The organism is Streptomyces sp. NPDC005752, from assembly GCF_040630715.1.
Lineage (GTDB): Bacteria > Actinomycetota > Actinomycetes > Streptomycetales > Streptomycetaceae > Streptomyces.
On record NZ_JBEXYB010000008.1, the window covers coordinates 115401 to 128317 of the forward strand.

Annotated in this window: 4 protein-coding genes; all 4 read left to right on the plus strand. The window is 69.8% G+C overall.

What is annotated here, in order from left to right; genetic code table 11:
- The first annotated feature begins 7 nt into the window (after positions 1-7).
- The 4 genes from ABZ441_RS09465 (at position 8) to ABZ441_RS09480 (ending at position 12869) form a co-directional block, all read left to right on the plus strand.
- On the plus strand, positions 8-9028 hold the full coding sequence (locus tag ABZ441_RS09465; protein ID WP_358970117.1) for an amino acid adenylation domain-containing protein: 9021 nt from the start codon (positions 8-10) through the stop codon (positions 9026-9028).
- Entirely contained in the window at positions 9028-10707 is a 1680-nt protein-coding gene (locus ABZ441_RS09470) for a cytochrome P450 (protein WP_358970118.1), read from the plus strand. The genes ABZ441_RS09465 and ABZ441_RS09470 overlap by 1 nt, the downstream gene beginning before the upstream one ends.
- 255 nt (positions 10708-10962) lie before the next feature.
- Positions 10963-11709 carry an SDR family NAD(P)-dependent oxidoreductase gene (locus tag ABZ441_RS09475; protein ID WP_358970120.1) on the plus strand — a complete coding sequence of 249 codons (747 nt, stop codon included), beginning with the start codon at positions 10963-10965 and terminating at the stop codon, positions 11707-11709.
- A gap of 56 nt (positions 11710-11765) precedes the next feature.
- Complete coding sequence (locus ABZ441_RS09480; protein WP_358970121.1) at positions 11766-12869, plus strand: SIS domain-containing protein; 1104 nt, start codon at positions 11766-11768, stop codon at positions 12867-12869.
- Positions 12870-12917: the final 48 nt, after the last annotated feature.

The window sequence follows — 12917 nt, forward strand, 5'->3', positions numbered from 1 at the left end:
GACGACGATGGGCACCACCAGTCAGGACACCGGCCTTGAACTCATCCGGAAGATCCGCTCCCTGCCGGAGAAGCGGCAGCGCGCACTGATCGCGCTGCTGCGCAAGCAGGGCGTCGACCTCTCCGCGCTCGAGACCATCCCCCGGCTGCCCCGGACCGACGGCACGCCCGTGCCGCTGTCCTTCACCCAGCAGCGGCTCTGGTTCCTCGCCCAGCTGGACGGCACCAGCGCTGCCTACAACATCCCGATGGCGATGCGCCTGCGCGGCACCCTCGACCGCCCCGCGCTGCTGCGCGCCCTGGCGGCGATCGTCCGGCGACACGAGGTGCTGCGCACCCGGTTCGCCGACGACAGCGGGGTACCCCGTCAGGTCATCGGTGACGGCAGCGACTTCACGGTCGCCGAGGAGGAACTGACCGACCCGGAGCGGCTCGCCGCGATCTGTCGCGACGAGGCCGCGGCCCCGTTCGACCTGGAGCGCGGGCCGCTGATCCGGGTCAGGCTGCTGCGGCAGTCGGACCGGGAGCACCACCTCCTCGTCACCACGCACCACAGCGTGTCCGACGGCTGGTCGGTCGGCGTGTTCTTCCGCGACCTGGTCGCCCTGTACGAGGCGTTCCGCGCGGGCCGCCCCGATCCGCTCGAGCCGCTGCCCGTGCAGTACGCGGACTACGCGCACTGGCAGCGTGAGCGGCTCGCCGGCGACCTGCAGGACCGGCAGACGGCGTACTGGAAGCGTCAGCTGGCCGGGGTCGACCCACGGCTGACGCTGCCCGCCGACCGGGAACGCCCGCGCGTGAAGACCTACACGGGGGCCCGTGAGAACTTCACCTGCCCGGCGGAGCTGCTGAGCCCCCTGCGTGACGTGGCCAAGGTCCATGAAGCCACGCTCTACATGACCCTGCTGGCCGCCTACACCGTCGTCCTCAACCGCTACACCCGCCGGACGGACATCGCCGTCGGCACGGTCGTCGCCAACCGCGGTCGACGCGAGGTCGAGGACCTCGTCGGCTTCTTCGCCAACACCCTGGTGATGCGCGCGGATCTCGCCGGCGACCCGGACTTCCGCGATCTGCTGGCCCAGGTGAAGAAGACCGCACTGGAGGCCTACGACCATCAGGAAGTCCCCTTCGAGGCCGTCGTGGAGGCCCTGGACACCGAGCGCAGCCTCGCCCATTCGCCCGTCTTCCAGACGTTGTTCGTCCTCCAGGAGGCGCAGACCCGACGTGACGTCACCCTCGGCGGTGTCGAGGTCTCCCCGGTCGACTTCGATCTCAGCTTCACCAAGTTCGACCTGACGCTCGACCTGCGCGAAACCCCCGACGGCCTGGTCGGCACCGTCGAGTACAACCCCGACCTGTACGACCGCGAGACCATCCGGCGCTTCATCGGTCACTACACCCGGCTGCTCGCCGCCGTCGCCGACGATCCGGCGCTGCCCGTGTCCCGGCTCGCCATGATCGACGCCGAGGAGCGTCGCCAGGTGGTCGAGGTGTTCAACGACACCGAGCGGCCCTTCACCGACGACCGGTGCCTGCACGAACTCTTCGAGGAGCGGGTGGCCCGCCACCCCGAGCGCACCGCCCTGGTCACCACCGACCGCTCGTGGACGTACGCCGAACTCGACGCCTGGGCCGACCGGATCGCCCGCGGACTGCGCCGGCACGGTGCCGGGCCCGACACGCTGGTCGGTCTGCACGCCGAGCGCTCCGTCGAGATGGTCGCGGGCATCCTGGGCGCCCTGAAGGCCGGCGGCGCCTACATGCCGATCGAGCCGACCTACCCGGCGGCCCGCCGCGCCGACCTCGTCGACCACTCCGGGGTCGCCGTGGTCCTCACCCAGCCACACCTGGACGCCGAACCACTGCACGACGTCGAGCACCTGCTGGTCCTGCACCCGGACGGCACCCTGCGCGACCGGTCCGGCGCGGACGTACTCCAGCCCCTGGACGCGGACGTCGCCACGGCCGTGAGCGGCGTACACGCAGGGCACCTGGCATACGTGATCCACACCTCCGGTTCCACGGGCCGCCCCAAGGGCGTGATGATCGAGCACCGGGCCGCGGTGAACCGCATCGAGTGGATGCAGAACGAGTACCCGCTCACCGAGGACGACGTCGTCCTGCAGAAGACCCCCTACAGCTTCGACGTGTCCGTCTGGGAGTTCTTCTGGCCGCTGCTCTCCGGCGCCCGCCTCGCGATCGCCGCGCCCGGCGGTCACCGCGACCCGGCCTACCTGACCTCCGCCGTCCGCGCGTTCGGAGTGACCACCCTGCACTTCGTGCCGTCCATGCTGCGCAGCATCGTCGAGGGGCCGGGCTGGGCGCGGTGCACGACCGTACGGCAGGTGTTCTGCAGCGGCGAGGCGCTTCCCCCGGACCTCTGCGCGCGCCACTACGAACTGCACACCGCGCCGCTGCACAACCTGTACGGACCCACCGAGGCGGCCGTCGACGTCAGCCACTGGACCGTCCCCGCCGATGACACGCTTCGCAGCGTCCCCATCGGGCGGCCGATCCAGAACATCCAGCTGCACGTGCTCGACGAGGCCCACGCGCCGCAGGGCGTCGGCTGCGTCGGCGAGCTGTTCATCGCCGGTGCGGGGCTCGCACGCGGCTACCTGCACCAGCCCGAGCTGACCCGCGAACGGTTCGTGCCCAACCCGTTCGACGCCTCCCCCGACGCCCGCATGTACCGCACCGGCGACCTGGTGCGCCGACTGCCCGACGGCGGCCTGGAGTTCCTCGGCCGTGTCGACGACCAGGTCAAGGTGCGCGGATTCCGCATCGAGCCGGGCGAGATCGAGCACCGGCTCACGGAGCACCCCTCCGTCCGCTCCTCGGCCGTCCTGGTCCGCGAGGACCGGCCCGGCAGCCCCCGCCTGGTCGCCTACGTGGTATCCGAACCCGGACAGGTCCTCTCCGACCACCGCGGCGACCTGGTCCGGCACCTCGAGGGCGCCCTGCCCGAGTACATGGTGCCGAGCGCGTACGTCGAACTCGCGGCCCTGCCGGTGACCGCTCACGGCAAACTCGACCGCCGAGCCCTGCCCGCCCCCGGCATCGACGCCTTCGCCCAGCGCACCTTCGTCGCACCCGTCACCGACACCGAACGGCACCTGGCCGGCATCTGCGCCGACCTGCTCGGCTTCGACGCCGACCGGATCAGCGCCGAGGACAACTTCTTCGCCCTCGGCGGCCACTCCCTGATGATCACCGTGCTGGTGGCCCGGCTGCAGGACAGCGGCCTGCACGTCACCGTCCAGGACGTCTTCACCGCGCCCACGCTGGCCGATCTGGCGACGCGCATCGACGCGACCGGGGCGGCGCCCGCGCACACCGTTCCGGCCGGCCTGATCCCGGAGGGCTGTGAGCGCCTCACCCCCGACCTGCTTCCGCTGATCGACCTGACACAGGAGCAGATCGACACCGTCGTGGCCGCCGTGCCCGGCGGGGCCGCCGGCATCCAGGACGTCTACCCCCTGCTGCCCACGCAGGAGGGCATCCTCTTCCACCATCTGATGGACCCGGACAACGACCCGTATCTCGTCTCCACCCTCTACCGGGCCGACGACGAGCAGGCGTGTGCCCGGTTCGTCGACGCGCTGCAGCGCATCGTCGACCGTCACGACGTGCTGCGCACCGCCGTTCTCACCGCCGGCCTGCCCGAACCGGTCCAGGTCGTGCACCGGGCCGCGAGGCTCCCCGTGGAACGGACCGTGCTCGCCGACGGCCGGGACCCCGAGGAGCAGGCGAGGGAACTGCTCGCACGACAGGAACGCATGCACCTCGACAGTGCGCCGCTGCTGCGCCTGGTCGTCGCCGAGGAGCCGCAGTCGCAGCGGCGCCACCTGCTCCTGACCGCCCACCACCTCATCGAGGACGCCACCTCCCTGCGCCTGATCCTGCAGGAGCTGGCCGCACACATGGCGGGCCGCGTCGATCTGCTGCCCGCCCCGGCGCCCTACCGCGACTTCGTCTCCCACACCCTGGCCAGGAACACTGCGGACGACACGACGGCGTACTTCCGGGCAGTCCTCGGGGACGTCACGGAACCCACGGCGCCGTTCGGCCTCGTCGACGTGCACGGCAACGGCCGGCGGGTCGGCCGACTGCGCCGAACGCTGCCCGAGCCCCTCGCACGCGACCTGCGCGCCCAGGCCCGGCGTCTGCAGGTGAGTCCGGCCTGTCTCTTCCACGCGGCGTGGGCCTGCTTCGTCGCTGCCACCAGCGGGCGCGACGACGTGGTGTTCGGCGCCGTGATGTCCGGGCGCCTGCAGGGCGTGCCCGGGGTGGAGCGCATGCTCGGCAACTTCATCAACACGCTTCCGCTGCGCACCCGGCTCGCCGACCGCACCGTGCGTGACCTGATCGCGGACGTCGACACCGGACTGCGCGAGCTGATCGCACGGGAGCAGAGCCCCCTGAGCCTGGTCCAGCGGTGCAGCGGCCTGGACGGCGACGCCCCGCTGTTCAGCGCCGTGGTCAACTTCCGTCACTTCGAGGCGGAACACGACGAGTCGCTGCCGCGCATCGACGACCACGGGGTGCGCTTTCTCGCGGCCGTGGACGCCATCAACTACCCCGTGACGGTGTCGCTCGACGACTTCGGCACCGAACTCTCGCTGGACGTCCAGGTCGAGGAGACGGTCACCTGCGAGGCGGTGGCCGACTGCCTCGAAACGGCGTTGACCAGCCTTCTCGATGCCCTGGCGACCGACGACGGGGCCGGAACCGCCGCACTGGACGTCAACGTACTGCCGGCGAGCGACCGGCAGCGCCTGACCGAGTGGAACGACACCGCGACGCCCCTCCCGCACGAGACACTGCCCGCCGCGTTCGAGGCGCAGGTGGCGCGTACCCCGGACCGCACCGCGCTGGTCCACGAGGGCCGCACCCTCTCGTACGCGGAACTGAACGCCCGTGCCAACCGGCTCGCACACTGGCTGATCGAGCGGGGCGCCGGGCCCGGGCAGCGGGTCGCGATCCGGATGCCGCGCTCGTTCGACCTGGTGGTCGCCGTCAACGCCGTGGTGAAGACCGGAGCGGCGTACCTCCCCCTGGAGACCGACCTCCCGGACGAGCGCGTGGAGCAGGTGCTCGCCGACAGTGTGCCGCTGCTCGTCCTGGAGGAACTGCCGGACACCTCCGGCGGCCGGGACGACGACCCCCGCGTCGAGGTGGGCAGGGACGACGCCGCGTACGTGCTCTACACCTCGGGTTCCACGGGCAGGCCGAAGGGCGTGGTGATCCCGCATCGTGCGGGCCTGAACTGGACAGCGTGGAAGCAGAGCCACTACGGCATGAGCGGCGACGACCGGATGCTGCTGAAGACGTCGGTGGGCTTCGACGTCTCGGTGCCCGAACTGTTCTGGCCGCTCCAGGTGGGCGCGGCCGTGGTGATCGCCCGTCCCGACGGGCAGAAGGACCCGGAGTACCTCGCACGGCTGATCCGCGAGGAGCGGGTCACCGACCTCCACTTCGTCCCGTCCATGCTGGCCGAGTTCCTGTCGGAACCGACCGCGCAACTGTGCACCGGTCTGCGCCGCGTCGAGACCGCGGGCGAGGCGCTCCCGGTCGAGCTCGCCGAACGGTTCGCACGCGTGCTGCCGGACACCGAACTGCACAACCTGTACGGGCCCACCGAGGGTGGTCCCATCACCGCCTGCCGCTACCGCGCCGAGTCCGGAGCGAGGGCCGTGCCCATCGGTCCTCCGGTGTGGAACACCCGGGTGTACGTACTGGACGAGGCGCTGCGACAGGTGCCGCTCGGAGTGCCGGGGGAGCTGTACGCCTCCGGCGACGGCATGGCCTGCGGCTATCTGAACCGGCCGGATCTGACCGCCGAGCGGTTCGTGGCCAGTCCGTTCGACTCCGGAACACGCATGTACCGCACCGGAGACCTGGTGAGATGGCGTGCGGAGGGCACCCTCGACTACCTCGGCCGCGTCGACGACCAGGTCAAGGTGCGCGGCTTCCGCGTGGAACCCGGCGAAGTCGCGAACGTCCTGCTCAAGCATCCTTCGGTACACCGTGCCGTGGTCGTCCCGCAGGGGAGCGGCGCCGCCCGCACGCTCGCCGCCTACGTGAGCCCGACCATCCAGTGGCTGCACACCGCTGACCAGGAGGAGAACGCGGCGCACCTCGAACACCGGCGGCAGCACTCCGACGACCGGTCCGCGTCCGGCGACGCGTCGACCCGCCGGGAAGCCGCCGAGGCCGCGGCCCGGCACCTCGAGCGCATACGCCCCGAGCGGGTATTGGAGATCGGCTGCGGCGGGGGAGAGCTGCTCCTGCGCTACGCCGAGGACTGCGCTTCCGTGCACGCGCTCGACCCGTCCTCCGCGGCTCTCGAAGCGGCGCGCCGCGACGTGGCGCGCCGAGGATGGTCGCACGTCACCCTGACCCAGGGAGACGCGCTGTCCGTCGCGGAGCTCCTGCCCGGCGGGGAGTTCGACACGATCGTGCTCAACTCGGTGGTGCGGCACTTCCCGAACGAGGAGTACCTGGAGAAGGCGCTCGCCGTCCTGGTCCCGCTCCTGGCGGACGGCGGCAGCATCCTCGTCGGCGATGTCCGGAACCTGGATCTCTTCACCGCCCAGCTCTGCGAGGCCGAGTGGGACCGCGCGGAGGCCGGCACCACCGTCGACGAGCTTGCCGGTCACGTGCGGCGAAGCCGGCGCGAGGAGCGGGAACTGCTCGTCAGCCCGACGTACTTCGCGCGGCTGCCGGAGCGTTTCACGGAGCTGGGAGCGGTCGACATCGTCATCGGGCGCGAGGGAGAGCGCGAGCGACCCGCCTACCGCTACGACGTGATCCTGCGGAAGGACGTCGCATCCGCGGCCTCCCTGCCATGGCTGGAAGCCGCCTCCCCTTCGGAGCTGCGCGCCCTCCTGGACGGCGGCGAAGTCCCCGACCGGTTCGGGGTGAGCGGCTTGACCAACCCCCGCGTCACCGACGCCGTACGCCTCGGCGCCGAGCTCGGGCGAAGGCCGCATCCCCGAGCGGCCGAGCCGCTCGCGCCCCGATCGCGGACCGCGGACGAGGTCGCGGAGCTCGAAGCCGTTCTCCGGCACGCCGAGGGGCTGGGCTTCCAGGTGGCGGCCACCTGGGCGCAGGACCGGCTCGACGGCCTCGACCTGGTGCTCGGCCGAGGTGAACTGCCCCGCGTGAGGGCACGTGAGCCCTACCGGGCACCCGCCGCGACCAATCATCCACAACTCGGCGAGAGAGGGCAGTCGCTGGCACGCGCCCTCAGGGAGCACCTCTCCGCGCGGCTGCCGCACTACATGGTGCCCGGCGTGTTCGTGATCCTCGACGAGCTGCCGGTCACACGGAACGGCAAGGTCGACAAACGGGACCTGCCGGACCCGGACGAGGCCGACCTGACCAAGGAGCGGTACGTCGCCCCGCGGACCGAGGCACAGCGCGTGCTGTGCCGCATCGTCGCCGACGTCCTCGGTCTCACCCAGGTCGGAATCCAGGACAACTTCTTCGATCTCGGCGGACACTCCTTGCTCGCGACCCGCCTCACCCTGCGGATCAGGAAGGAGACCGGCGCCGAACTGCCACTGCAGCTGATCTTCAGCGGGGCCAGCATCGAAGAGATGTCCGCCGTCCTGGAACAGCCGGCGGAGCGGGAAAACGCACCGTCGGACCCGGCCGACCGGGCAGGGGACGGGGAGCGGGGGCCGGCACCCATCTCGCTCCAACAACGCGACCTGTGGTTCCTCGACCGGCCCGCACACCTGGGAACGGCGCACGACAACGTCCAGCTGGCCTTCCGGATCAACGGCTCCCTGGATCGCGAGGCCTACGCTCGCGCCGTGGGAGAACTGGTGGAACGGCACGAGATCCTGCGTACGAGCTATGCCCGGCAGGACGGCACCGTGACCCAGAGCGTCCATCCCGCCGACGGCTTTGCGGTACGGCCGGCGGTCGTCGAGGCCGAGGCGGTCACGGAGTGGCTGCGTGCCGAACGGCTGCGCCCCTTCGCGCCGGAGGACCCGTACGCGATCCGCGCACACCTGCTCACCGTGTCCGACGACCAGCACATCGGGCTGCTGACCCGGCCATGGGGCGTCTTCGACGGCTGGTCCGTGAACGTCGTGCTGGCCGAGCTGCTCGAGCTGTACCGTGCGCTCGTCCTGGGCAAGGCGCCGGGACTGCCCGAACTTCCGCTGTCGTACGCCGGGTTCGCCCGCTGGCAGTCGCACACGACCGACGCCTCGGAACTCTCCCGCCAGGAGAGTTACTGGAGGCGGCAACTGGCCGGGCTGCCGGCGTGTATGCCGCTGCGCACCGACTACGAGCGATGCCCGGTCAAGACGTATCAGGGCTCGTCGGTGGATCTTCAGATCTCCGCCGAACTGCTGGAAGAACTGCGCCGGTTGAGCCGGGAGCAGGGGGCCACGCTCTACATGACCCTGCTGTCGGCGTTCGCCGTGCTGCTGGGCGGTCACGTGGACGGCAGCGAACTGGCCGTCGGTACCGCGGTGTCGAACCGTCCGCGGAGCGAACTGGAGCGCGTAGTCGGCTATTTCGTCAATCTGCTGACGATCCGTATCGATGTGCCCGCCGACCGGTCCTTTCCCGACCTTTTGGCGCGGACTCGACGCGTCACCACCGAGGCGCACGAACACAAGGACCTGCCCTTCCCCGATCTGGCCCGATCCCTGGTGCCCACCCCGGAGCCGGGCTGCTCCCCGCTGTTCCAGGTGATGTTCAACCTGCTGCCCGCCGCCGCGCCCGGTGGTGCCGGCGCCGACGGGACAGACCTCGAGGTGCTGCCCATCCGTACCGCGACGACCACCACCAGGTACGACCTCAACCTCGTCGTGGAGGAGGCCGCGTCGGGGCTGAGGGGCTACCTGGAGTACAGCGCCGACCTCTTCTCCGCGCGGACCGCCGGGCGTATGGCACGCGCCTACGAGCGGTTGCTCGCCGGGATCGTGGCGTCCCCGCGATCGGACGTGGCCCACCTGCGCGCCGCCGCGGAGGCGACGCCGGACTCACCGAGGACGCCCTGATGACCAACCCCTTCGACAGACCGGACACCGACTACCTCGCCCTCGTCGACGACCGGCGGCAGCACTCGCTGTGGCCTTCCGCCGTCGACGTCCCCGCCGGCTGGACCGTGGCCTTCGGACCCGCGAAGCGGCCGGACTGCCTGGAGTTCATCGCGACGGCCTGGACGGATCCGCTTCCGACGAGCGCATGCCCGGTCGAGCACCGGCCGGCACGGCCGGCACCCGCATCACCCGACGCGTCAGGCCTGCAGGACGCGGCCCCGCAGGGAAGCAACAGAAGGAGAGACAGCACCATGACCGCGAGCACTCCGACGGTTTCGAAGCCCCCCACCATGGCCGGACACCCGCTGTTCGGATCGCTGATGGACCTCCAGAAGGACACGCTGGGGACCTACCTCAAAGCACTGAACGACCACGGTGACGTGGTCCGGTTCACGGTGGGCCCGCCGGGAATGAGGGCGGAGTTCTACGGTGTGTTCTCGGCGGACGGCGCTCAGCAGGTGCTGGCGTCCTCGGCGCAGACGTTCAGCAAGGAGAACCGGTTCCTCGGGGAGCTGCGGCAGTCGTTCGGCAACGGACTGCTCACCAGCATGGGGGACGAGTACCTGCGCCAGCGCCGCATGCTCCAGTCCTTGTTCACACCTCGTCAGGTGAACGAGTACGGCTCGGAGATCACTCAGGAGACCGGCAGCCTCGTCGAGCGGTGGCGGACCGCACCGGACGCGACCGTCGACGTCGCGGAGGAGATGACCGGGCACACGCTGCGGACGATCTCCCGCATCCTCTTCGGCCGGAAGAGCGACGTGGACGCGATGGTTCCCACGGTTCAGCGCAACTTCCCGCTGATCAACGCCTATGCGGTCAAGCGGGCCTTCGCCCCGGTGAACCTGTCCCGGAAGATACCCACACCGGGCAATCTGCGCGCCGCCAAGGCGCACCGTGAGCTGTACGAGGTGTGCGACGAGATCATCTCCACCCGCCGCACGGAGGACTCGACCGCTCCGGCCGGCCGGAACGACATGCTCAGCCTGCTGGCGAGGGCGCGCGACGACGACGGCAACCCGATCAGCGCGGAGGAGACCCGGAACCAGGTCCTCGTCTTCCTCGTCACCGGCCACGAGTCCACCGCCACCACGCTGGGCCTCACCCTGCACCTCCTCGCCTGTCACCCCGAGGTGCAGGCACGTGCGCACGAGGAGGTCGACCGCGTGCTGGGTGGTCGTGAGCCCGTCGCCGAGGATCTGGAGAAGCTTCCCTACCTGACACAGGTCCTCAAGGAAACGCTCCGGCTCCACCCCGCCGCTCCGGCCCAGGGCCGCATCACCACCGAGGACGTGCAGGTCGGCTCGTACACCATTCCGGCCGGCGCCGATGTGGTGGTCAGCTCCGGCGTCGTCCAGCGCCGCCCCGACATCTGGGAGGACCCCGGCACGTTCGACCCGGACAGGTTCCTGCCGGAGCGCGAGGCCGCGCGCCCCCGCTACGCGTGGTTCCCGTTCGGCGGTGGGCCGCGGGCGTGCATCGGCCAGCACCTGGCGATGCTGAACGCCACGCTCACACTGAGCGTGCTGCTCCAGAACTACTCGTTCACCGCCGTCGACACCGACATTCCGCTGAACACCGGAATCACCCTGCGACCCACCAGTCAGGTCCGCTGCAGACTGACGCCGCGAACGTGACCGCACGGGCGGCACTCATTTCCCGTGTGATGTGCCGCCCGGAATTCGGCCTTGCTGGAGCGAATGCAATGGAGCTAGGGTGGGCGAGGTCTCCGAAATGGGTGCCGCATTCACTGCAGGCAGCCTCCGCCGGTCAGTTGACGCCCGGTCGGTCTTCCTGCCCCTGTCAACATCCCCGAATTGATTCTTCCTGGGCTCGTTGCAGGATCAGATGAGTTTCTTCTTCCGGTGAGTCCATCGATGCGTACAGGAGACATGAGGGTGCACAAGGAATTCGCGGTCGTGACCGGCGGCACCAAAGGCATCGGGCTCGGACTGAGCGGGCGCCTGGTGTCGTTGGGGTACCGGGTCGTGGCGCTCTACCGGGGCGACAAGGAGTCCGCCGCCGCGGCCGAGCGCGAGTTCGGCGACTCCTTCCGGGCCCTGCAGGCCGACCTGGCGGACCGGGAGGCTGTGGCCACCGTGGCGGAAGAGCTCCTCGCGGAGTACGGGGCGCCGAGGGTGCTCGTCAACAACGCCGGGCGGAACATCGACGGTCCCTTCCTCGACATGTCGTTCGACGACTGGGACCAGGTGATCGCGGCCAACCTGTCCGCGCCGTTCTATCTCACGCGGATGCTCGCGCCGAAGATGCTCGAGGCGGGCGGTGGGTCGGTGGTGAACGTCGCGGCCACCACGGGCATCCGCCCGCGGCTCGACGGGCTGAACTACTGCGCCAGCAAGGCGGGGCTTCTGCACTTCACGAAGTGCCTCGCGATGGAGCTCGCTCCGACCATCCGCGTCAACTCGCTCATTCCCGGGATGATTGACACCGAGGAGATGCGTACGCGATTCCGGACGGACGAGCCGAGCTGGCGCGACAAGTTGCTCGACGAGATCCCCCAGCGCCGTATCGGGAACGTCGACATGATGGCCGACGCTCTCGAATTCCTGATCGGGGAGAAATCTTCGTACGTCACCGGTCAGAAGCTGATCGTGGACGGCGGGCAGTTCATGTGGTGACAACCGTGACGTGTGCGAGAAGGCATTCCCCAACTTTCTGAGAAGAGGCTGTGTACATGCGTACTCGAATGGACCGGTACGAGGAATTCCTCTCCGAGAATTACCGGAAGGGCTTCACGAAGTCCGATGAATACTCGCTGGACGAGCTGTCCGACAGCCTGCGCGCTCGTATAGCCGCAGGTCACTTCAAGCGGGTGGTCTTCACCGGCATGGGATGCTCGGCGATCGTCTCCGACGTGGTCCGAGCGTTCTTCATCTCGACGGGCACCGAGGTCGAGTTCCACGTCTTCAACGACTACGACCACGCCTACCTGCTGCCGTCCTCCGTCATCGACGACGACCGGACGCTGATCATCCTGAGTTCCTACAGCGGTCACTCCATGGAGCCCGCCCGAGCCTTCCACGCGCTCACGCGCGCCCACGACCGGATGGTCCTGCTCACCTCCGGCGGGCGTCTGGCCGAGCTGGGCCGGCAGGCCGGCGTGTCGATCCTCCGCTGGGAACTGAGCGAGCCCGACCGCGAGTACCCCCTGTTCCACGTGGGGCAGTACTTCGCGATCCTGCTGGACGTCTTCCACCGACTGGGCCTCGTCGCGCAGGACTTCGGCGACGAGGTGCGGGCGCTCCCGGGCAACCTGGCCCACGACTTCAGCGACGCCCACCGTGAGCTGGCGCGCACGGCGGCCCAGCGGAGCCGCGACGCCAACATCATCATGATCGCCTCACCGGTGTGGCACGAGAGCCTGCTCAAGCTGGCCAAGATGCACCTCAACGAGATCGCCATGGTGCCGGCCACCCGCAACTACTTCCACGAGTTCTGCCACAGCGAGGTGGCGACCCTGTCGGACCCGACGCGCAAGCACAGTGTGCTGGTCTTCACCGACGCGGACGACGACGAGTACACGCAGGGGAAGCGGAAGAACCTGATGGGTCTGCTCACGAGCGACCGCCCGGAGAACCGGAACATCGAGGTCATCGAGATCCCCATGACCGAACCCACCTTCATGCGGAAGTACTTCACCGCCCTGGAGTTCGTCCAGCACTTCACGCTGGCTCTCGGCCGCGCACACGAGACGCAGTCCCGCAACCTCATCTCCGAGGCCGCCGGAAACCCCTGGTACCACGGCGACACCATCCTCGCGGAAGTGGCTGCCCGCTAGGGCCTCTCGTTCGGATCATGCTCGGCTCGCGGGACCTGGCACCGCACC